The sequence below is a fragment of the Kordia sp. genome (genome assembly GCF_045105435.1).
Lineage (GTDB): Bacteria > Bacteroidota > Bacteroidia > Flavobacteriales > Flavobacteriaceae > Kordia.
This window is the reverse complement of record NZ_JBGCDL010000355.1, coordinates 1-23,055: the sequence shown is the minus strand read 5'-3', so window position 1 is coordinate 23,055 and position 23,055 is coordinate 1. Positions and strand designations below refer to the sequence as shown.

17 protein-coding genes and 1 pseudogene are annotated in these 23,055 nt (G+C 33.6%); 4 read left to right on the top strand and 14 right to left on the bottom strand.

Going from position 1 to position 23,055, the window contains the following annotated elements; translation table 11 throughout:
• Both AB8B65_RS18105 and AB8B65_RS18100 read right to left on the bottom strand, forming a co-directional pair.
• A partial coding sequence (locus AB8B65_RS18105) for a hypothetical protein (RefSeq protein WP_405302692.1) occupies nucleotides 1–465 on the bottom strand: 465 nt, incomplete at its 3' end.
• Nucleotides 466–1,025: 560 nt separating this feature from the next.
• On the bottom strand, nucleotides 1,026–2,168 hold the full coding sequence (locus AB8B65_RS18100) for a helix-turn-helix domain-containing protein (RefSeq protein ID WP_405302691.1): 1,143 nt from the start codon (nucleotides 2,166–2,168) through the stop codon (nucleotides 1,026–1,028).
• A 279-nt stretch (nucleotides 2,169–2,447) separates the two neighbouring features.
• Here AB8B65_RS18100 and AB8B65_RS18095 point away from each other — a divergent pair, with 279 nt between their 5' ends.
• Genes AB8B65_RS18095 through AB8B65_RS18085 form a run of 3 tightly spaced genes read left to right on the top strand, consistent with a single transcriptional unit; the run spans nucleotide 2,448 to nucleotide 7,560 of the window.
• Nucleotides 2,448–4,124, top strand: a complete 1,677-nt coding sequence (locus AB8B65_RS18095; protein ID WP_405302690.1) for a S8 family peptidase — start codon at nucleotides 2,448–2,450, stop codon at nucleotides 4,122–4,124.
• 36 nt (nucleotides 4,125–4,160) lie between these two features.
• Complete coding sequence (locus tag AB8B65_RS18090; RefSeq protein ID WP_405302689.1) at nucleotides 4,161–5,846, top strand: S8 family serine peptidase; 1,686 nt, start codon at nucleotides 4,161–4,163, stop codon at nucleotides 5,844–5,846.
• Between the two features lie 37 nt (nucleotides 5,847–5,883).
• Nucleotides 5,884–7,560, top strand: coding sequence for a S8 family serine peptidase (locus tag AB8B65_RS18085; RefSeq protein ID WP_405302688.1), 1,677 nt, complete (start codon nucleotides 5,884–5,886; stop codon nucleotides 7,558–7,560).
• On the opposite strand, the gene AB8B65_RS18080 is transcribed toward AB8B65_RS18085, so the two are convergent.
• From AB8B65_RS18080 to AB8B65_RS18070, 3 genes are all read right to left on the bottom strand, one after another.
• Nucleotides 7,561–9,120: a class I SAM-dependent methyltransferase gene (locus AB8B65_RS18080; protein ID WP_405302687.1), complete on the bottom strand. Its 1,560-nt coding sequence runs from the start codon at nucleotides 9,118–9,120 to the stop codon at nucleotides 7,561–7,563. It abuts the gene before it with no gap.
• A gap of 79 nt (nucleotides 9,121–9,199) precedes the next feature.
• Nucleotides 9,200–9,412, bottom strand: coding sequence for a hypothetical protein (locus AB8B65_RS18075; RefSeq protein WP_405302686.1), 213 nt, complete (start codon nucleotides 9,410–9,412; stop codon nucleotides 9,200–9,202).
• Between the two features lie 125 nt (nucleotides 9,413–9,537).
• Entirely contained in the window at nucleotides 9,538–11,208 is a 1,671-nt protein-coding gene (locus AB8B65_RS18070; protein ID WP_405302685.1) for an ABC transporter ATP-binding protein, read from the bottom strand.
• Between the two features lie 355 nt (nucleotides 11,209–11,563).
• On the opposite strand from AB8B65_RS18070, the gene AB8B65_RS18065 reads away from it, so the two are divergent.
• Nucleotides 11,564–15,406: a S8 family serine peptidase gene (locus AB8B65_RS18065; protein ID WP_405302684.1), complete on the top strand. Its 3,843-nt coding sequence runs from the start codon at nucleotides 11,564–11,566 to the stop codon at nucleotides 15,404–15,406.
• 124 nt (nucleotides 15,407–15,530) lie between these two features.
• Here AB8B65_RS18065 and AB8B65_RS18060 read toward each other — a convergent pair whose 3' ends face one another.
• The 9 genes and pseudogenes from AB8B65_RS18060 to hemB form a co-directional block, all read right to left on the bottom strand.
• A complete protein-coding gene (locus AB8B65_RS18060) occupies nucleotides 15,531–16,292 on the bottom strand; it encodes a hypothetical protein (RefSeq protein WP_405302683.1) in 762 nt (253 codons plus the stop codon).
• An 802-nt stretch (nucleotides 16,293–17,094) separates the two neighbouring features.
• Nucleotides 17,095–17,808, bottom strand: coding sequence for a 3'-5' exonuclease (locus AB8B65_RS18055; RefSeq protein WP_405302682.1), 714 nt, complete (start codon nucleotides 17,806–17,808; stop codon nucleotides 17,095–17,097).
• A gap of 39 nt (nucleotides 17,809–17,847) precedes the next feature.
• Nucleotides 17,848–18,375: a DUF4442 domain-containing protein gene (locus AB8B65_RS18050; RefSeq protein WP_405302681.1), complete on the bottom strand. Its 528-nt coding sequence runs from the start codon at nucleotides 18,373–18,375 to the stop codon at nucleotides 17,848–17,850.
• Nucleotides 18,376–18,394: 19 nt separating this feature from the next.
• Nucleotides 18,395–18,874 (bottom strand): methylated-DNA--[protein]-cysteine S-methyltransferase, encoded by a 480-nt coding sequence (locus AB8B65_RS18045; protein WP_405302693.1) that lies wholly within the window; start codon nucleotides 18,872–18,874, stop codon nucleotides 18,395–18,397.
• Nucleotides 18,875–19,081: 207 nt separating this feature from the next.
• On the bottom strand, nucleotides 19,082–20,161 hold the full coding sequence (locus AB8B65_RS18040) for a CNNM domain-containing protein (RefSeq protein WP_405302680.1): 1,080 nt from the start codon (nucleotides 20,159–20,161) through the stop codon (nucleotides 19,082–19,084).
• A 135-nt stretch (nucleotides 20,162–20,296) separates the two neighbouring features.
• The gene (locus AB8B65_RS18035; RefSeq protein WP_405302679.1) at nucleotides 20,297–20,806 is read right to left on the bottom strand and encodes a DinB family protein; all 510 of its coding nucleotides are present in this window, start codon (nucleotides 20,804–20,806) and stop codon (nucleotides 20,297–20,299) included.
• Between the two features lie 5 nt (nucleotides 20,807–20,811).
• The gene (locus tag AB8B65_RS18030; RefSeq protein WP_405302678.1) at nucleotides 20,812–21,651 is read right to left on the bottom strand and encodes a hypothetical protein; all 840 of its coding nucleotides are present in this window, start codon (nucleotides 21,649–21,651) and stop codon (nucleotides 20,812–20,814) included.
• Between the two features lie 5 nt (nucleotides 21,652–21,656).
• A pseudogene (locus AB8B65_RS18025) lies at nucleotides 21,657–21,893 on the bottom strand (c-type cytochrome); the annotation flags it as partial.
• A 186-nt stretch (nucleotides 21,894–22,079) separates the two neighbouring features.
• The gene (gene hemB / locus AB8B65_RS18020) at nucleotides 22,080–23,054 is read right to left on the bottom strand and encodes a porphobilinogen synthase (protein WP_405302677.1); all 975 of its coding nucleotides are present in this window, start codon (nucleotides 23,052–23,054) and stop codon (nucleotides 22,080–22,082) included.
• Between the last annotated feature and the right edge of the window lies 1 nt (nucleotide 23,055).

Genomic DNA, 23,055 nt, shown 5'->3' with positions numbered 1-23,055 from the left:
TTCATTAAAAATATTTATCAATTCAAGTTTAATATTTAAATTTTCAATACGATTGAGCCAATCATTCATTTGTAGTGAAACGCCGTCAATATCAAGTATGCTTTCTATTTTTGGCACATTAGGAATAATTACTGGAGTATTATTGTTGTTAGAACCGCCAGATGATGTGCTTGTTGTTCCGCTATTAGGTGATTCACTTCCAGAAGGTGATGGTGGGTCAACTAACTCAGGGAAATCACTGCATACTTCATAACCAACATCAAACATAAATCTTGGGGTGCAATTTGGCCCTGCAAGATGTGGAGTTCCTTCTAAATTTCCTTCTGACCAATTACAATATTTTATAGTAATGGTTACACAGTTTCCATTGTCTTTTAAATAATCTAAACTTCCATCATATTGTATAAATTCTTTTATAATTCTTCCAGAAAAAGGGGTTTGATTATAATCCTCTACGGCTTCCAAATATCCATCATTAGGTTCATAATTTAATATAAAGACTTCAGTTTGATTTGTATCATCAAATCTTATTATAAGATTACTAAAAGTGCCAGCTTCCTGTTCTGTTTTTAAGATCGGTATTGTATATGTAATATTGTCCTCTTCTTCGTAAAATAAAATATCTTGATCTTCTATAATAATAAAGTTATAGGTGTCTTCTAGTGAAGAATTTTTGTTTAAAAAAGATGTTTTAATATTTTGTTTTAGTGTTTCGACATAAGAATTCAGTCTATCTATATCTTGTAATTTTCCTTTTTTGAAGGCTAAGTTATCTCCTGTTTCGAAAGAGATAATATCATCAATACTATTATCTTTTTGACAATTAAAATAATAAAAGAGAAATTCCCAATACTAATGCAAATTTCATAAAGTTTTTCATTCTTGATTTCATAAAGTTTTTAATTATTAATTATGACTAGAAATTATACTCTTCAAAGTCAGTTTTATTTGTTAATACTAGGCAATGATATTCTATTCAAAGAGTTATAGAGTGTCAAAATCAATACTTTTACAAAAAATGAGACTTATTTATGAGATTTTATATATTCTAGAGGTGTACAATTCTCATTTTTTTTGAATGCTCTATAAAAACTAGATTTAGAATTAAACCCAGCTTCTAGGCCAATGGCAGTAGATGTGTAGTTTGAGTACGAATCATTAATCAGCATTTTTTTTGCTTCTTGAACTCTAAGATTATTTATATAAGTTGAGAAGCTAGCACCGCTGTTTGTTTTTATTTTTTGAGATAAATAACTTGTACTAATATTTAATTCTGTACTAATTAAATCAAGACTTAAATTTGGATTAGTGTATTTTTGTTCAATTAGGACTACAAAATTTTTGAAAATTTCATCTGGCTTTATTTTACTTTCTATTTTTTTTGAATCTACTTCTGTTTTATAATTTTGTGTGCTTCTAATATCTTTTCTTTCTTTAATTAATTGTAGCTTATTAATACCAACATAACCTAAGTAATATATTATTATTGACATCCCCAACCATAAAAAATAAAATAATGATAGGTTTTCTTTATTGGAATACACAGTAATAGACATTGCAATTATCCAGAAAACACAAGTAACAACTCCAATTGTTATTAAACGTTTTAACCATTTTGTTTCTGATACTACTTTTAGAGGATCATATTGCTTATGTTCTTTCTCATATTTCTTTAGCATAGCAAATGTCAGATATATAATACTGATAATAAAAAGGATGGATAATATATCTAAATAAATAAAAATTCCTCTGCTAAAATGAGATGGGAGTTGATAATTGGGATTAATGAAAAACTTATATAATAATTGTAAAAAAACAATTGCGATAACAGAGAAAAAGGGAACAAATAGATATAATTTTATATTTTTACTAAGTTTTTGTTGCTGTTGAAGATATTTATATACAAATAGGTAAAAGAATGGTAGTATGAGCCAATGCCAAGGAATGTAAGTATATTTAATAAAGTCGTACTTTTCTACAGTTTTAGTATCAATTAACCAATATTGTAAGTTACTCAATGACATTAATAACATTACAATTGCTAAATATAAACTAGCTTTACTGCTATATTTTTTATTTATTAAAACAACAATTCCAAAAATTAAGCCTTGGATTACACCTGCAAAAATTAATAAATTATAGATATTAAGGTTTAGATCTTTAAACATTATTATGTTATTAGGGGTAAATTTAGATAACGCTAAAAGTATCAAAAAAGTACTGTTAAAAAAAGAGTTTTTAGATACTTTTTTCTGAGAATATTAACCACTTAATTTATTGTAGTAATTACAAAGGAATATTTATTTAGAAAACATCATTTAATTTTCTTAAAATCAGGAAAAATAGTAAATGCCTACAATGCACTCTTACTAGCAGAAGAAGTTTCTAAAAAGCAGCAAAGAAAGAAGTAAAATAAATTATATTGTAACTTCATAAAAAATATACAATTGAAACCTCTAAAACCAATCATCACACTACTACTATCTTGCATTATTACAGCCTGTACTTCTTCAAAAATAACAGTGCAAAAACCGCAAGCAATCACAGCTAGTTTTATTAAAACTAAACCATTAACCAAAGACGAAAAACAAAACTGGCAACACAAAGATATCATCGAAGATACCATTGCAGGAATCAGTCTAGACAAAGCATACAGGGAACTTCTTAAAAATAAAAAAGGTGATACGGTTATTGTAGCTGTGATCGATATGCGCATTCATAAAAATCATGAAGATATCAAAGAATTTATTTGGGTAAACTCCAATGAAATTCCAAACAATAATATTGATGATGATAAAAACGGATACATTGACGATGTACATGGTTGGAACTTTTTAGGAAATTCTAAAGGGCAACAAGTGTACAGGGCAAACTTTGAATATGTTAGAATCATTAGAAAGTTCAAGGAAAAATTTAAAAATAAAAAAAGAGAAGAAATCGATAGTATAGCCATTAAAGATTACGATTTGTACCAAAGAGCAAAAGAAGCTTACTCTGAAGAATTACGATATGTGAATAGAAAATTAAGATCACTTAATTACAAAAGAATAAGAAAAAGTTTTTTAGAGGAAAAAATAAAAAATATATACAAAGACAGTACTATACATCTGAAATTTTTACAAAGCTTAAAACTAGAAAATGAAACGTTACAGAAGGATGTAAACGCGTTGATACGACTTAAAAACGATAGTATAAAAAATGCATCCAGTTTTGCTTCAGAAAAACGGTACCTAGATATTTATTTGAATACTGATTTTCCTGAAAGGGAAATCATTGGCGATGATGTGAATGATATAAATGACATACATTACGGTAATAATAAGGTAACTTCTGATAACTCAGAAGGTTCACATATCCACGCTATAAAAGTAGCAGGAATCATTGCTGCAAATAGAAGTAATGCTTTGGGTATTAAAGGAATTACTAATAAAGTAAAAATAATGCCTGTAGCGATTTCTCCTTATGGAGACGAACACGACAAAGATATCGCATTAGCCATTCGTTATGCAATAGATAATGGTGCTAAAATAATCAATATGAGTTCGGGTAAGTATTTCTCTATGCACAAGGAGTGGGTGATGGATGCTTTAAAATATGCTGATGAAAAAGACGTTTTAGTAATTACTTCTGCGGGTAATAGAGCCGAAAATTTAGACGAAAAACAAAATTATCCTAATGATTTAGATGAAAAAAATTATGATGTTTTAAAAAACTTCATAAAAGTCGGAGCATCTACTTATGAACTAAACGAAAATATAATTCATTATACTTCTAATTACGGGAAAGAAAACGTTGATATTTTTGCACCTGGTAAGGATATTTACACTACGCACCCTAATAATACTTATGGATTCAGTAGCGGAACGTCTTTTTCAGCGCCAATAGTATCTGGAATTGCTGCTTTGATTCGTTCGTATTATCCCAATCTTTCCGCATCAGAAGTTAAAAGTATTATTCTTAATTCTGGGGTTTTTATCAATTGGGAAGTAAATAAACCTCCAACTAGAAATAATAAAGAACTCGTCCCTTTCAACTCACTATCAAAATCAGGAAAAATAGTAAACGCCTACAATGCACTTTTAATGGCAGAACAGATTTCTAAAAAGCAGCAAAGAAAGAAGTAAAATAAATTATATTGTAACTTCATAAAAAATATACAATTGAAGAATTTAAAACTATTAATCATTTTATTCTGTTGTGCTATCATAGCCTGTACTTCTTCAAAGTCAACGTTACAAAAATCACAAATAATCACTGCTGCTTTTGCTAAAAAGAAAGCGTTCACCGAAACAGATAATCAAAATTGGCATTTCAAAGACATTTTTGAAGATTCTATTCCAGGAATCAGTCTAGACAAAGCATACAGGGAACTTCTTAAAAATAAAAAAGGAGATACGGTTATTGTTGCTGTCATTGATACAGAATTAGACATTGCTCAAGAAGACTTAAAAAATCAAATTTGGATTAACAAAGATGAAATCCCAAACAACGGTATTGACGATGATAACAATGGATATATAGATGATGTACATGGTTGGAATTATGTGGGAACAAAAAAAGGAGATGATATACTATATACTAGCTATGAATATGTAAGGATCGTTAGGAGATTTGATTCACTATTTAGAGATTATAATTTAATTAGCGAAATGCCCAAAGAAGATTATGAAAACTTCAAATTATATCAAAAGGCATACATGAAATACAATTCAGAAGTTGAAAATAAAAATTCTGAAATAGCGAGATATAAAAGAATAAAAACTCGATATAAAAATGGAAAATCTATCGCTAAAAAATATTTTCCCAAAGAAGATTATACAGTTGATCAATTGGATTCATTAAAATCAATTATTAGTGATGAAAAAGTGAAAAAATCAATCTCAAATCTAGCATATTATAAAAAATATGGTATTGACGAAAGTTGGTGTGATAATCGTGTAGATTTTGAAAAATTCAAGCTAAATACATTGCTCAATGTTAATTATAATGATCGTTCTTCAGCAAATGATAATTCGGATGACATAAACGATTTTCCTTACGGGAATAATGATGTGCAAGGAATTCAGCTAATTAGTCATGCAACTCAGATTGCATCTTTAATTGCTGCAAAAAGAAATAACAATATAGGAATAGATGGGATAAATGATCTTGTTCAAATAATGCCTCTAAGTATAGCTACTGTAGGTAATGAGTTTGATAAAGATATTGCATTGGCTATTCGTTATGCTGTCGATAATGGTGCGAAAATCATTAACATGAGCCTTGGCAAAGAGTTTTCTATGTATCCAGAATGGGTAAATGATGCCATAAAACATGCTCAAGATCGTAATATTTTAATTATTACATCAGCAGGGAATAATGGTTTAAATATAGATAATAATGACGATTTTCCTACTGATAATTTGAGAGGTGTTGAAACTGTAAAAAATTTCATTAAAGTAGGTAATACTTCTAAAGAAATAAATTCTAAACTAATTTTCAGCAACTCAAATTACGGAAAAAATAATGTAGATATTTATGCGCCAGGCACTAAAATTTCTTGTTTAGCAAGATCAGAAGAAGTAATTGATACAGGGACTTCATTATCTTCTGCTGTGGTAAGTGGCGTCGCTAGTTTATTATTTTCTTATTATCCGAACTTAACGGCTAAAGAAGTTAAAGATATTATTATGCAATCAGGAACGTCTTATGATTTAATGGTGTTAAAACCTTATCCTATTGGAGAAGAACGAAATCCGAATAAAGTTCCTTTCAACTCACTATCAAAATCAGGAAAAATAATAAATGCTTACAATGCACTCTTACTAGCAGAAGAAGTTTCTAAAAAGCAGCAAAGAAAAAAGTAAAAATGAATTACCTTGTAACTTCATAAAATACATACTATTGAAACCTCTAAAACCACTCATTCTATTGCTATCCTGCTTCATCATAGCCTGTACTTCTTCAAAAATAACAGTGCAAAAACCGCAAGTAATCACAGCTAGTTTTGCTAAAAAAAATAAAAGATTAACAGCAAAAGAATGGCAAAATTGGCATCATAAAGACCTTGTAAATGATACTATTTTTGGTGTTAGTTTAGATAAAGTTTACAGTGAGCTACTTAATTATAAAAAAGGAGATACAATTACAGTTGCACTCGTTGATGGAAGAATTGACGTTTCACACGAAGATATAAAACAATCACTTTGGGTAAATAAAAATGAAATTCCAAACAACAATATAGACGACGATAATAATGGTTATGTTGATGATATCCATGGCTGGAATTTTCTAGGGAATTCAAAAGGAGAACAACTATACAGAGCTAGTTTTGAGTATACAAGAGTTTTAAGAAAATATGAATCATTATTCAAAAACAAGAACGAATTCGAAATTCCAAACAAACAAAAAGAAGCGTATCAATCTTATGTACGCGCAGTTAAAACCTATAATAAACGTTTAGAAATAACTAAAGATAATATTCATTATTTAGATTCTTTAATTATGCAAGAAAGAAAAATAACTAAAGAATTTAATAAGTTATATCCTAACATACTACTTAACGAACGAACACTAGATTCAATCACAAAGAAAAACTCCAAACACAAAGAAAAACTCCTAGATTTTAAATCACTCATCAAAAATAATGCTTGGAGAAAAAACAGATTAAAAGCTGAAAAAAGATATTATACAATCTACTTAAACAAAGTTGATAATGATCGTGAAGTAATAGGAGATGATTCTTCATCTCTGAATGATATAAAATATGGTAATGGTAATATTGGTGTAGATACATCAGAAGCTAGACATACACACGGTATAAAAATGATAGGAGTTTTAGCAGCAAATAGGGATAATACTAAGGGAATAAATGGAATAACTAATTTAGTCAAAGTAATGCCTTTGGCAGTTGCACCTTATGGAGATTGTCACGATAAAGATATTGCATTAGCTATAAAATATGCTGTAGATAATGGCGCTAAAATTATCAATATGAGTATTGGAAAAAGTTTTTCGTTACACAATAATTGGATTATTAAAGCTATAAAATATGCAGAAGAAAAAGACGTTCTAATAATAACTTCATCTGGAAATGATAACTTGAATTTGGACATAAATTTTAATTACCCTAATGATGCTGTTAATCATACCAATGAGTTTGTTAACAATTTTATAAAGGTTGGAGGTTCTACTCATAAAGTTGATGAAAACGTAACGTATACATACTCAAATTACGGTAAAAATGAAGTTGATATATTTGCTCCAGCAGCATATATTTACACAACTTTTAACGACAATAAATATAAGTATGATTCGGGAACTTCGCTATCATGTATTATTGTTTCGGGGATTGCCGCACTAATTCGTTCTCACTACCCAAACCTAAAAGCATCAGAAGTAAAACAAATCATCATGGAATCAGGAGTTTCTTTAGATATCATGGTCAACAAACCATCAGAAAAAGAAGAAAAAGAACTCGTCCCTTTCAGCTCCCTATCCAAATCAGGTAAAATAGTAAATGCTTACAATGCACTTTTACTAGCAGAAGAAATTTCTAAAAAGAAGAAAAAACGCAACTAACTACTGTATCAAATGAATACTAATAGTAGCAATTTCATCACTAGGAAAATGATATGAATGTGTCGGATCAATTCCAATTCCCGCCTTCGCAATCGCATCCAAAAAAACATCCAACTCCACAATATACTGATCCGAAAATCCATGTGTCACATCATACGCCGTACAAGGTGTTTTGCCTAAATTCAACGCAACCACATCTGGTGCAACGGTATGTAATTCGATAAACAACAAACCGTGATGTTTAATATACGGTTTCCACTTCTCAAAATGTTCCACCAAACTTTGCGCAACGTCCGCATTATGCAATTGCTTTCCACGATGTGCAAAAGCTCCGGTAGACAATAAATTGCCCGTGTACGAACCTTTAGGCACATTAAACGGACGGTTATGATCCAAAAAAGAACGCACATTCAATAACTCTTCTAACTTTACGTTGTACAACGCTTGCAATTTCGCATCAATCTCAGCAGGATTCCCAATATCGCCCCAAACAACTTCTGCTCTAACGTTCGCTTTCTCTAAATTTCGTTTCGTACTCAACAACGCTTCCTTATTATAATCGGCACCAACTAAAATAAGTTCATTAGTACTAAGATCATCTCTGCGTTGTGTTTTATGCCAAATCAAATCAAAAATATGTTCCAACAACGCACCATTTCCACAACCTACATCAATAATTCCTTTCGGTTGCTGGGCTAATGGTTTATTAAAAAGATCAACCAAAACGGCATCAAACTTATTAAAATAAGTAGCGTGACTTCCGCCACTTCCCCAAACATTAATGCCACGAAACACATGCTGCTCATTGCCTAAATGATCTTGCTCAAAAAACGGTAAAAAATCGCCGGTCAAATACGTTTCTTGATGTCGCATAATTGGCATATATGAAGTTGTCACACCATACGCATAACTCTTTGCAAACAAAAAATTACCTTTTGTAGTTAACGAAGTGCCATCATGCAATTCCAACAATTGCAACAACTTTTGAAGCGTAGCATCTTCCAAAAAGGAGGAAACTTCAATACCTTCCAAATCTGCATGATAACCCAAATGTACCAACAAAGGCGCTAACAAAACACCTTCCAAATGAAATGCGACTTCTTCTTGAAAATAAGAATCAGCGTGTAACTTCTCTTTAGTATCCGACCAATATTCAGCATACGAAATCAGTGTATCTATTGCTGGCAATGGAAACGCAAACGGATTTTTAAACAAGTCGTAATAATAACGAAACAAGTCATTAAAATGCACGTAATGAGGAATATGATATTGGAAATTTTTAAATTTCGGAGTCACATCAATACGAACTTCATCCGTAGTAACGGAATACTTCAAAATTCCTTGCGAGGCCAAACTACGCAACGAAACGTTCAAATAACCTGCGTGAAACTTCGGAAACTTTTCAACGATGCTTTCTACGGAAGTAACTTTTTCTTCAGCCAAAAAATCAAAAACGGCATATCGTTCCAAAACTGGAATCGTAGCTGTAATTGCAATTCCATCTTGATGTTTAAATAATAAGGCTCTAAATGCGCGTTTTTGTTCTCTAGTTAAGCTCATATCTTTTAAAGATACAGAATTTTCGAGCGTAGAAAAAAAGAAAAAGTGAGCTTTAACTCACTTTTATAATTTTTAAATATTAAATCATTGGACAATCACCAAATCTACTACAATTAGGAAAAAATGAATCTGGTTCACGTAGAGGTTCTGGACATGAAATAAATACAGATGTAAAAATATCTGTCCAGCAATCAGTAGAATATTGCGCGCCGCCTTGAATTTGATTAGATTTTTCTAATTTTGAAATAGTTTTTCTGTTTAAATTCAAATTTTTAATTCGCTGTTTTTTCATAATATTTCTATTTTTTGTTCGATACAAAATTGAAAAAATAGCAACATGAGTCAAAGGGGATAAACACTAATTTAGCCTAGGGAATTGTCTAGAATAAGAACCGTTTTTTTACAAAAAATGTGGAATTAAATCCCCTTAGGAATCGCATCAATTAACTTTTGCGTATACGAAGATTTCGGATTGGCATAAATAGCATCCGCTTCGCCCAACTCTTCAATTTTTCCAGCATTCATCACCAATAACTGATCAGAAATATACTTTACAACCGCCAAATCATGCGAAATAAAAATATAGGTAAATCCAAAATTATCTTTCAACTCATTCAGTAAATTCAGTACTTGTGCCTGCACCGAAATATCTAAGGCAGAAACCGATTCGTCACAAATAATCAACTTCGGTTGCAAGGCAATTGTACGCGCAATTCCAATACGCTGTCGTTGTCCGCCCGAAAACTCATGCGGATATCTTCCGTAATACGAAGCGTCCAAACCAACACGTTCCAACAATTCGAGTACTTTTTCCTTTCGTTCCGCGTCATTTGTATGCAATCCGTGTACTTTCATCGGTTCCAAAATTGCAGTTCCGATCGGAATTCGAGGATTTAGTGAAGCAAACGGATCTTGAAAAATAATCTGAATCTCTTTGCGCAAATTTCGAACTTCACTGCCCGATAATTTGGTAATATCTTGCCCTTTATACAAAATTTCGCCTTCGGTAGCTTTGTGCAACTGCAAAATAGTATTTCCTAAAGTAGATTTCCCACAGCCCGATTCGCCCACCAAACCAAGTGTTTCGCCTTCGTATAATGAAAAACTTACGTCGTCTACTGCTTTCACTTCCGTAGATTTGCTAAAAATACCTGCACTGCTAAAAAAGGACTTTGATACATTTTTCACCTCTAAAATAGGCGCTTTCGCGTAAATATTCTCATGATGACGTTTGCGTGCTTCCCTAGAAACAATCGTATCTGAAACGGTTCCCGCAAGGACATCTTTAATTGTTGGAAGCTTTTTTAACCGAACATCCAAAGAAGGTTTTGACTGTAACAATGCTTTTGTATACTCGTGCGTAGGATTTGAAAATAACGTGGACGTTTTGCCACGTTCTACAATATCACCTTTGTACATTACTACAATTTCATCGGCAATTTCACTCACCAAAGACAAATCGTGCGAAATAAAAACAATGCCCATTTCGGTTTCTTGCTGCAACGCTTTCAACAACAAAACAATCTCCTTCTGAACTGTAACATCAAGAGCAGTCGTTGGCTCATCAGCAATGAGTAACTTTGGTTTACAAGCAATTGCCATGGCAATCATAACGCGTTGCTTTTGTCCGCCACTCAATTGATGCGGATACGAGCGGTACATTTGATTAATTCTTGGCAATTTCACCTTTTCAAAAAGTGACAAAACGGTTGCTTTCGCTTCTTTCTTTGCACAAAATTTATGCTGTAGCAATACTTCTTCTACTTGCTTTCCGCAGGTCATAGATGGATTTAAAGAACTCATAGGTTCTTGAAAAATCATCGAAATTTCATTCCCGCGCAAGCGTTGAAACTGTTTATTAGAAAGCGATACTAAATCTTGATCGTTATATAAAATACTACCCGAAACAGCTGCATTTTTCTTAGGTAACAAGCCTAAAACAGCCAATGAAGAAACGGATTTTCCACTACCAGACTCGCCAACAACTCCTAAAATTTCGTTTGAAGAAACCGTATATGAAATTCCATGGATGACTTCGTTACCTTTAAAGGAGATGCTGAGGTTTTGTATATCTAGTAATGTACGCATTACTCAAAAGTACATAAACTAATTGAGTTTTAATTAAAAAAATAAGCGTCAAAATAACCTTAAAAATGAATAGCAGCATCTAATTATCTATAAAATTAGTAGGGTTTTAGCGTATTTTTTTATGTAAGAAAAACATAAAACGTAAGGATTTCTTAAAAAAACAGGTAATTCATCGAAAAAAAGGGTGAATACTTAAAATATTAATAAAATATTAACAGTTTTGCAGCGCATTAATGAAAATAATTCAAAATACGCTACAATTCAAAAACAATACTTAACACACCTAAAAGTATATTGAGTCTATAGAATTATTTTATTAAAGTAAAATTAACCTAATAACAACCAAAATTAACACATGAAGAACAAGTACCTTTCTTTAGGGCTATTAGCCTTTGGAATGTTTTTTGCGCAAAATTCTTATGGACAAACAGATGCTGAAAAGCAAAAAATTGTAAGTCAATACGATACACAAGCGTTAGAGACATTAAAAAACAAATTCACAACCAATCAAGCATTAGAACAGCAAAAAGCGATTCAAATTGCACTACAAAAAGGTTGGGATGTTAGAAAAACACTTGCAGACGGAACACTCATTGAACTGCAAAAAGTAACGGCAGATGGGCGACCTGTGTATTACACAACATTCAATGTTGATGCAGCACGATCTACAAGAACAAACCATTTGAACAATGGAGGTTCTTTAGGATTAAACCTTATGGGGCAAAACATGACAGCGCACGTTTGGGATGGCGGTTTGGCAAGAGCTTCACACCAAGAATATGATGGCGCTGGCGGAACCAACCGATTCTCTATCGGAGACTCAAGTACAACTCTTAACTTTCACGCAGCGCACGTTACCGGAACTATTATAGCTTCTGGAGTTGTTGCTGATGCAAAAGGAATGGCACCACACGCAAGTGCTGTAGGACATGACTGGAATAGTGATTTAGCAGAAGCAACTTCAGCAGCATCAAGCGGAATGTTAGTTTCTAACCATTCGTATGGTTTTAGAGGTGATTTAGTTCCTGATTACTACTTTGGAGCCTACATTACAGAATCGCGCGACTGGGATGAAATCATGTTTAACGCACCTAACTATTTAATGGTTGTTGCCGCAGGTAATGATGGTAACCAAAACGGATTTAACGGAAGTCCTTTGGCAGGAAATAGTTCGTATGATAAACTTACAGGACATGCTACATCAAAAAATAACTTAGTAGTAGCCAACGCAAACGATGCAAATATTGATGGAAGTGGAAACTTAATTTCAGTTTCAATCAATAGCTCTAGTAGTGAAGGTCCAACAGATGATTATCGTATCAAGCCAGATATTGCTGGAAATGGTACAGGTGTATATTCTACGTATGAAAGTAGCAATACGGCTTATAACTCAATTACAGGAACATCAATGGCTTCGCCAAACGTAGCAGGATCATTACTATTATTACAACAACATGCTAATAATACAAATGGTTCATTTATGCGTGCAGCAACGCTAAAAGGATTGGCATTACATACAGCAGATGATGCAGGATCAAATGGACCTGATGCAGTTTTTGGTTGGGGATTATTGAACGCAAAACGCGCAGCTGAGGCAATCTCAGAAAATGGAAGCGAATCTAAAGTAGAGGAATTAACCTTAACTTCTGGTCAAACGTATTCAATTACGGTTGATTCTGATGGAACAAATCCATTATTAGCGTCAATTTCTTGGACAGATCGTGCAGGAACAGCAACCACAGCAACAAACTCATCTACAGCAGTATTAGTAAATGATTTAGATATTAGAGTAACCAAAGGAGGAACAACATACAATCCATGGAGATTGACAGGAGTAACTACAAACGGACTTGGAGACAATACGGTAGATCCGTATGAAAGAGTAGACGTTTCTGGAGCTTCAGGAACCTATACAATTACTGTAACGAATAAAGGTTCGTTAGTTGGTGGAAGTCAAAACTTCTCATTAATTGTAACAGGATTAACAGGAACGCCAGTGGTATGTAACGCAACAACACCAACAGGAGTTGCTGCTTCAGGAGTTACAGTAACTGGAGCAGATGTAAACTGGAATGCAGTAACAGCTGCAACGTATGATGTGCGTTACAGAGCAACAGGAACTTCAGCTTGGACAACTAATGCAGTTGCTTCAAATTCGACAACATTGAGCGGATTAGCACCTTCTACATCGTACCAAGTACAAGTAAGAAGTAAATGTGCTAGCGGAAACTCATCGTACAGTTCAACAGTAACTTTTACAACTGCCGATGTGCCGCCTATTTGTACAACAACCGTTAGTAATTTTCCATACAGTGAAGGATTTGAATCTAATGACGGTTGGGCACAAGTTACAGGAGACGACGGAAACTGGGTGCGAACAAGTGGAAGTACACCATCTTCTGGAACAGGACCAAGTGCTGCGGCGCAAGGATCAAACTATTTATTCCTTGAAGCTTCAACAAATAGCAGCCCAGGACAAATAGGTGGAAATGCTACAGCAATCTTAGAAAGTGATTGTTTTGACTTAGCAGGAAAATCTGAAGCTACTTTTGGATTTAAAAACCACATGTATGGTACCAATGTTGGTTCATTAACTGTGCAAGCTTCTATTGATGGAACTACTTGGGCAAACTTATGGACAGATTCAGGGAATAAAGGAAACCAATGGAATACAATTTCTGTAAACTTAAATTCATACTTAGAACAACAAGTAAAATTAAGAATTGTTGGAGTTACAGGAAATGGATGGTCTAGTGATATCGCTGTTGACGATTTATCAGTAACTGCAGTAGATATTACAACAGATACGGTAGCACCAGTAATTACATTAAATGGTTCGGCTACAGTGAACTTAACAGTTGGAGATTCGTATACAGATGCGGGAGCAACTGCTACAGATAATGTAGATGGAAACTTAACATCAAGCATCGTAGTAACAGGTTCAGTAAACACATCAGTAGAAGGAACATATACATTAAACTACAATGTAAGTGATGCCGCAGGAAATGCAGCAACACAAGTTTCAAGAACTGTAAATGTGGATGCAGCAAGCACAGGAAGTTGTACAACAACAATTAGCAATTTCCCGTATAGTGAAGGATTTGAGTCAAACGATGGTTGGGCACAAGTTACTGGAGACGACGGAAACTGGGTCCGAACAAGTGGAAGTACACCATCTTCTGGTACAGGACCAAGTTCAGCAACGCAAGGATCAAACTATTTATTCCTTGAAGCTTCTACAAATAGTAGCCCAGGACAAATTGGTAACAATGCTACGGCAATCTTAGAAAGTGATTGTTTTGACTTATCAGGAATGACTTCAGCTACGTTTAGCTTTCAAAATCACATGTATGGAAATAATGTAGGGTCATTAACAATACAAGGATCTACTGATGGAAGTTCATGGACAAACTTATGGACCGATTCAGGAAATAACGGAAACCAATGGAATGATGTGTCAATTGACTTAAATTCATATTTAGGACAAACAGTAAAATTAAGAATCGTCGGAACTACCGGAAACGGATGGTCTAGTGATATTGCTATTGATGATTTAAGCATTACTGCTGGAAGCGGAAGTGGACCATCATGCTCAAATGTATCTTTATCAATTACTTTTGATGATTACCCTGAAGAAACAAGTTGGGAAATCACTAATAGTGGCGGACAAGTAGTCGCTTCTGGAGGAACGTACGCTTCGCAAGCAGACGGATCTACATTAGTTGTAGACGCTGGTTGTTTAGATGATGGATGCTACGACTTCACAATTACAGATGCATACGGTGACGGAATTTGCTGTGCTTATGGAAACGGTTCGTTTACTTTGACAAACAATGATACAGGAGCAACATTAGCTTCTGGAGGTTCATTTACAACGTCTGATACAACGAATTTCTGTTTAACAGCTACTGCAACAACGGCTACAAATAACTATGTTACTACGGCAACGACTGACGATGCATTCAATACTTCTTTTGAAGTTAAAATTTATCCAAATCCTGTAAAAGGAGCAACGTTACACGTAACAACAACGCAAGACAATGCAAGTTATACCATTATGAATATGGTTGGACAACAAGTAGCAAAAGGAAACATAAATGCTGGCGCTATTAACGTTCAAAAGTTACAAGCTGGTGTGTATATGATTCAAATCAATGCAGGAACGCAAAGCGTAACTAAGAAGTTTATCAAACAATAATAACCCAGAATAACTAGTAAATAAATTTAGAGTGCTTAAAAGCCCAAACACAATACGTGTTTGGGCTTTTTTATGTGTTTTATGTGAATTTTTACAAATACCTGTCTACGCAGGAACGTTCCATTTACTGCGCATTCATAAACGAAGGATCAAACGTTTGTAACGTAAGCTTCAATAGTTCGTAAAATTCATCGGCAGTGCCATCCATAGATCTACGTACCCAAAAACCTGGACAGGTAAACGCTTCGTACACATCATAACCTTCTTTTTCAAGTGATTCCGCAAAGTCTCTGAATGCTTCTTGCAAATAGAATGCAGGTGCTTTAGCACTTCCATTCATATAATCGTATTTTTCAGGATTGGCAATCACTGCCAAATATTTATCTCTAACTTCTTTATTATTTGCGCCCACTTCATACGAAAGATAATAGACACGCAAGTACTGTTTTAATTTCTGATCGTAATGCGATTGTACGCTGCTGACAAATGCTTTATTTTGGAATAAAAACCGAAGGTTATCTTCCAATTTTTTGATGAATAGCGGATTGTAATATCCAAACGTTTTCTCACTTTTATAATTTGGAGCGTTAGCATGTGGACCTTTTAAAAATACAGGTTCGCCCACAATAGTTTCGAGTGAAGAAATACTAAAAAATTGGTCATACAATGCATATCGTCCGCGAATGCCACTTTCTGGAATATAGGTTTCAGGTACTTCTTCATAAAAGTCAGTAGACGCTACCGTATTGTCCCAATTGGTCACTGTAGCATTTGCATTTTGACGTAACTCCTTGATCGTAGTTTCGTTTTTGTACAATGATTTCTGCAAAGAGCAGGCAGCTATAAACAAAAATGTCAAACAAATAATTGCGGTTTTTAGTTTCATAGGAATGGATTTTATAAGCTACGAATATAGATAAAATATTAAGTTTGTGTGTTTTGTGGTAATTTATCGATTTGAAAATTTGCTAATTACTTTCTAAGAAACAGATTGCCACGTCATAAATTCCTCATAAAGACGTTTCATAGCAATAAAACGTATTCACACAACTGTAAGCAAAATTCGTGATAAATCACTATTCACAAACATGAACTACAAACAAACAATTCATGCATTCGTGACAAAAAAAGACTTTAGCTATAAGTGTTGAGAGATTTAGAAATGCAACGCTATCGCAAATTTATAACTCGTGTCGATAATCAAGCTAAAATTAGTTTCGAGATGTTAGTATTGATAATTGAGCAGTTTCTTTATCGTTCACAAATAAAAAGTAAAACGATCTTCTTAAACAAACAGATTTACACGTCATAAATTCTCCGTAAGGATGTTTCATAGCAATAAAACGTATTCACACAATTGTAAGCAAAATTCGTGATAAATCACTATTCACAAACATGAACTACAAACAAACAATTCGTGCATTCGTGACAAAAAAAATACTTTAGCTATAAGTGTTGAGAGATTTAGAAATGCAACGCTATCGCAAGTTTATAACTCGTGTCGATAATCAAGCTAAAAAAATTCGTGCATTCGTGGTAAAAAAACCAAACCACAATCCAGTCTTTCAAAAACAGATTGCTTTTTAGCTTCGCTAGGTATTTTCATTCAAAATATATTTCAATAATATTCGCAATGACGTTTCAAAAAACTACTAAAATACGAAAGCAAAGCCGATACTAAAAGCAAACTACACATGCAACATTTCATCACTTTCCAACAACGGTTCATTGCGCAATCTGAGTAAAATCTGCGCTACAGCAATGACATCTTTTTCACAATACGTAATGATTCGATCAATATCACCTTCTTCATAAAAAACATTGCGAACTTGACTGCCGTCAATATCATCTTTTGGCGAAGGAATTCCTAAAATTTTAGTCATCAAACGCAATGAAGTATAATGTTTATAATCGCCAAACTTCCATAATTCCAAGGTGTCTAAATGCGCTATTTCCCATGGTTTCTTACCAAATAAATTCAGCTTAAAAGGCAAGGTAATTCGATTTATAATCATACGACGCGCTATAAAAGGAAAGTCAAATTCTTTACCATTATGTGCACAAAGCAGGTGATGAGGTCTGTTAAAATGCGATTCTAATAATTCTTTAAACTCCAATAATAACTGTGTCTCTTCTCCATGAAATGAAGTGGTACGAAACTGTCTCAAATCACCTTTATTGGCAAAATAACCTACTGAAATACAGATAATTTTACCAAACTCTGCCCAAATTCCTGCGCGATCGTAAAATTCTTCTGCGGTAAATTCGTCTTTTCGTTGATACGTTGTTTTCTGTTCCCAAAGCGTTTTTTCTTCGGCATCCAAATCGTTAAAATTCGGATACTCAGGAACCGTTTCTATGTCTAGAAACAATACATTTTCTAAATTTATTTTTTGTAACATACGTCTTTATTTAGTACGTTGGCGAGGAAAAAATGTGTACTAAGAAGATTTTGCTTGTTTTCGTTTTTTAAGCTTTTCTTTATAAAAAGACTTTTCAGCAATATAAAGGGTTTTAATGACTTCTGCAAAAATTTGATCGGAAGCACTTTTAAGATAGGTTGTTTTTTCAACAGTCATTTCATGCGTTTGCGCAACTTGCTTTTGAATAGCTTCAATTTCGGCATCTGTAAAGACAAACTCACAAAATAAATGCTCTTTCGCAGGACGTTTGTAATTGATAGTTGCTGCTTTATCCCAAACCACAAAATCTTCTCCCAAAATTTGCATGAGTTGAATCATATAAATCGGATCGGTTGCAGCAAACATACTTCCACCGAAAATAGCACCTACATAATTTTTGTTTTTATAGCTTAGCGGAACTTTGATTTTTACATACTTCATGTCATCGCTAATTTCAATAACGCGCGCAGTTGTGCGGCGATACATGGGCGACAGATTGAATCCGTACTTGAAAATTGCCGCAGTAGACATGAATTTTTTTAAGAATTTAGTAGCGGTTTGATACATAATTTTTTTGAATTTTATTTTAAAACAACGATTGTTGTTTTGCAGGACTTTCATGTTCCAATAGCCATTTTTTGCGCCACAATCCGCTAGCATATCCTGTGAGCGAACCGTCACTTCCAATAACTCTATGACATGGTGTAACAATCCACAATGGATTTTTACCATTGGCAGAAGCTACGGCACGAATCGCCTTTACATCGCCCAACTTTTTTGAAAGTGCTAAATACGAATAGGTTTTTCCGAATGGGATTTTGTTCAATTCGCTCCAAACTCTTTGTTGAAAATCGGTTCCTTTTGGCGCCAACTTTAGCTGAAATTCTGTGCGTTCTCCTGCAAAATATTCTTCTAACTGTGTGATACAATCTTTAAGAACCTGCGGAATGTTTTCGGAGTTTATGAATTTTACTTCTTCATCCAATACAGAAATTTCAACAATGCCAACCTTGTCCGAAACGACTTTAGCAACGCCTAATGGAGTTTTGATATGTGCTGTATGTATGTTCATCGAACTAAAACAGCTATCCTGTCGATAAAAAGACTAAAAAAACGGATGAAGTGCATTTTTTTTTCATAAATTTACTGTGCATGAATAATTAGTTACAAAAAAAAAGTGTAAATTTATAAAGTAGTAACACACAAAAGAGAAAGTTGTTAGTAGTTGGTGATTTACGTAAAAATTTACCAATGACAAATATACCCAGTCGATTTATTCTTCTGGGTTGTTTTTTGCTATCAATCCTAGCTTTTTGGCTCTCTTTTCCCAGCTTTTACGTGCCAATTGTTGTAAATCGGCAACATTATCACTTTCGTCCATAATTTCCAAACCAAGTAAGGTTTCAATCACATCTTCCTGACTTACCAATCCGCTTACAGATCCGTATTCGTCTACAACTAAGGCAATATGCTCACGGTGTTCAATTAGTTTTTCAAACAATTCCGGAATCGGTAAATTCCGATCAGTTACCAATAAATCTCGTTTTATAGTGGTCAATGGTTGGTCGCCTTTTCCATGAATAATGGCTTCCATCATTTTATCTTTTAAAATATACCCAATAATATCATCTGAATTTTCTCCGTGAATCGGAATTCGTGAAAACTTCAACTCTGGATTTTCATCAAAAAACTGTTGAATCGTTTTATCAGAACTATCAATTTTTAATACCGATCGCGGTGTCATCACATCTTTTACCAAAATATCTTTAAAGCCTAATAAATTGCGAATCACTTTACTTTCCGATTCTTGAAAAACACCTTTATCAGTTGCAATCTCTGCCATTGCACCAAAGTCTTCACGACTCAATACACTTTCGCCATGACCTTTACTTCCAATAATTTTAGTAAACAACTGTAAAATCCATAAAATTCCTGTATACTTTAAAATTAGCACCATAAAATCCAGTGTTTTTGTGGTAAAACTTGCTAATTCTTTCCAGTATTTAGCTCCAATAGTTTTCGGAATAATTTCCGAAGCCACTAAAATTAAAATTGTCATGATTACAGAAATAATAAATACGCCGTAACTATCTTCGTCACCATATAGTTTTTTAGCTTCTGTACCTACCATAATTGCACCAACAGTATGCGCAATGGTGTTCAATGTTAAAATGGCGATCAAAGGTTTGTCAACATCTTGTTTTAATGCTTTCAAATTGTCAGCATACGCTTTTCCATCTTTTTTCTGAATATTTACAAACGTTGGTGTAACGCTCAGCAAAACAGCTTCTAAAATGGAACATAAAAATGAAAAGAAAATAGAGATTACTCCGTATAATATTAATAGTGTCATGGTATTTCAAGAATTGTATGTAGCGAATTTAGCTAATATTTTGCGCATTTTTTTAGATATGCTTCCGAATCTGCTAAGTTTCTGTTTTTTCGATGGTTTTATTCGATATCTGACTCACTTTTTGCAAATAAGTTACTACCAACCACGAAATCTCGGTGGTTTTATATCATTTAGGTTTAAATAAACTATGAGTTGTCCTCTGTGATGCGTCACGTGATCTTGTAATAAATTTAAGATTTGTAATTTGGTTTTTGGACCTGCAAAAAATTCTACCATTTCTTTCAATTCTTCCGCAGAGGCTTTTTTGATGATGGAAGCTGTGTTGTCAAAAGCTTCTTTAATTGCAGCAATCACCTCAGTTTTGGTAGAGTAACTTCCTTCCTTCTTTTCTTTCTTTTTTTCTTTTGAAAAATACGTAGAACTCAACCAATCCATATTTTGTTTGATGTGTAACAATTGCTCTTGAAACGTCTTTTGGCGTTCCGTAGGCTTGTAGCTGTATTTATCTTCAGGCATTAATTCTGCCATTTCTACCAAATAATCTTTAGAGTTTTCCCATTTCTCTAAAAAAGCAGCAATTGGTGTGTCTTGTGCTTTCGCAATAAAAGAAGCAAATAGAGTGAGTAGTAAAATGTATTTTTTCATAAATTTTAACGGCTATTTTTATAGATAATAATTCTCTCGGTACTATATATCAAATTATTCGTAGTTTCAGTTTTGTGAATCCAATTTCCTCTTTCATCGTATTCAAATTGTATCTCGGTAACATCAGTATCACTACAATATTTTGATTCTATCAATAAGTCATCTTTGTAAGTAAATGTATGTGTAAATATAGCATTAGAAAGTGACACTATTTTGTCATTCTCATCATAACTATACACAATATCTTTCTTTTTATAAAAACCATTTTTCGAAGATGTAAATCCTTCAATATAATCAAATACAGTATCATACATACCTAGCAAATGAGCTTCACTTTTGACGCCTAGTTTATTTTTATCATCATAGATTACAAAACTTTCTATAAGATCATTTTTTAGGTTGTATCTGCAAATTTTCTTTAAAAAATCGTCTTCATACACATGTTTTTCAACCTTATTTTTGGAATAAAAATACTTTCGGACATCAGATGATTTATATGGATTTTTTTCTTTTGCTGTAGGATAATTTTCATAAATACTTTCAATCTGTTGTATTTTTCCAAAATCATCAAAGGAGTTTAGGTGTGTCACCATAAAGTATTTACAAGAGTCAATACCTTTTACGTACAAACCATTTTTAAACCAGAAGGTTTGTTTGCTTAACGTGCCATATCCAACTTCAGTTTCTGTTGAAATAATACGTTCAATATCGGCAGGGTTTTTAACTCTATTTCCTCTATTTTCATCAGAAGAAATATCTTCGTAGATACTGTTAGACATTTTTACTTTTTGTGCCGACAAAATGCTTGTCAAAAATAGCGTAAAAAGTAAAATGTATTTTTTCATTTGATTTAGTATGTGTATAGTAAAATAGATTCAATGTCTTCGTCAGACAAATCAGGAAATGGAGTGCATTTATACCCTTTTTCGTTGGTATATTGTATAGCGCTCGAAAAGTCATTTCGCATAAATTTGATAATATCTACAGTAGTATAACGTTCGTGAATACCACGCAAAGCAGGTCCAGTAGATTGTGCATTTAATTTATGACAAGCAGCACAATTAGCGTTAAATAAAGCTTTTCCTTTTTTTATTTCTTCAGTGATTTCTTCATGAAAATATGAATCAGAATAAACTCCTCCACCACAAACACCAAAAGTTTGTTGCGAAGCATTCGTTTTCTCTAGCTCTTTCACATTCACAAGATACAACACAGCGATTCCCGCAGAAATTAAAAATACAAATATGGAAATCGCAGCTTTCATCTTATAAAGTTACGACAATAATTTAATAACATCTTTGGCAAAATAACTCGCAATCATATCGGCACCAGCACGTTTAAATGCCATAATAGATTCCATCATTACTTCATCATGATCTAGCCAACCTTTTTCAGCCGCAGCTTTCATCATCGCATATTCGCCACTTACTTGATACACCGCAACAGGCACATCAAACTCATTTTTTACTTCACGAACAATATCTAAATAGGCCATTCCAGGTTTTACCATCACAATATCAGCGCCTTCATCAATGTCCATTTCGGTTTCGCGCATGGCTTCATAACGATTTGCAGGATCCATTTGATACGTTTTTTTATCGCCAAATCCAGGCGCAGAATCCAACGCATCACGGAAAGGTCCGTAAAAAGCAGAGGCGTATTTTGCGCTGTAACTCATAATTCCGACATCGGTAAAATTTTCATCTTCCAGAGCTTCACGAATGCTCAAAATGCGTCCGTCCATCATATCACTTGGCGCTACAAAATCGGCGCCAGCTTCCGCATGCGAAATGCTCATTTCTGCCAAAACCTCAATCGTATCATCATTTACAATTTTTCCTTCTTCCACAATGCCATCATGTCCAAACGACGAATATGGGTCTAGCGCAACATCCGTCATCACAATCATGTGCGGACAGGTATCTTTTATCACTTTGATGGCGCGTTGCATCAAACCATCAGGATTTAAGGCTTCAGTTCCTTTATTATCTTTTAAGTTATCAGGCACTTTTACAAACAGTAAAACGGATTTCAATCCTAAACTCCAAAGTAATTTTAATTCGCCAACTAGCGTATCCAAACTATGTCGGTAATAATTAGGCATGGAAGGAATTTCTTCTTTAACACCTTTGCCTTCAACCACAAAAAGCGGCACTAAAAAATCGTTGGCAGTAATGCTATTTTCTCTTACCAAACCGCGAATGGCAGCATTGGTGCGTAAACGTCTATTGCGTCGAAGTGGAAACATA

What these genes read in the sequence shown, in the direction of transcription:
- AB8B65_RS18100 (WP_405302691.1), bottom strand. Translation starts at nt 2,168, where the DNA reads ATGTTTAAAGATCTAAACCTTAATATCTATAATTTATTAATTTTTGCA.
- AB8B65_RS18080 (WP_405302687.1), bottom strand. Translation starts at nt 9,120, where the DNA reads ATGAGCTTAACTAGAGAACAAAAACGCGCATTTAGAGCCTTATTATTT.
- AB8B65_RS18075 (WP_405302686.1), bottom strand. Translation starts at nt 9,412, where the DNA reads ATGAAAAAACAGCGAATTAAAAATTTGAATTTAAACAGAAAAACTATT.
- AB8B65_RS18070 (WP_405302685.1), bottom strand. Translation starts at nt 11,208, where the DNA reads ATGCGTACATTACTAGATATACAAAACCTCAGCATCTCCTTTAAAGGT.
- AB8B65_RS18065 (WP_405302684.1), top strand. Translation starts at nt 11,564, where the DNA reads ATGAAGAACAAGTACCTTTCTTTAGGGCTATTAGCCTTTGGAATGTTT.
- AB8B65_RS18060 (WP_405302683.1), bottom strand. Translation starts at nt 16,292, where the DNA reads ATGAAACTAAAAACCGCAATTATTTGTTTGACATTTTTGTTTATAGCT.
- AB8B65_RS18055 (WP_405302682.1), bottom strand. Translation starts at nt 17,808, where the DNA reads ATGTTACAAAAAATAAATTTAGAAAATGTATTGTTTCTAGACATAGAA.
- AB8B65_RS18050 (WP_405302681.1), bottom strand. Translation starts at nt 18,375, where the DNA reads ATGTATCAAACCGCTACTAAATTCTTAAAAAAATTCATGTCTACTGCG.
- AB8B65_RS18040 (WP_405302680.1), bottom strand. Translation starts at nt 20,161, where the DNA reads ATGACACTATTAATATTATACGGAGTAATCTCTATTTTCTTTTCATTT.
- AB8B65_RS18035 (WP_405302679.1), bottom strand. Translation starts at nt 20,806, where the DNA reads ATGAAAAAATACATTTTACTACTCACTCTATTTGCTTCTTTTATTGCG.
- AB8B65_RS18030 (WP_405302678.1), bottom strand. Translation starts at nt 21,651, where the DNA reads ATGAAAAAATACATTTTACTTTTTACGCTATTTTTGACAAGCATTTTG.
- hemB (WP_405302677.1), bottom strand. Translation starts at nt 23,054, where the DNA reads ATGTTTCCACTTCGACGCAATAGACGTTTACGCACCAATGCTGCCATT.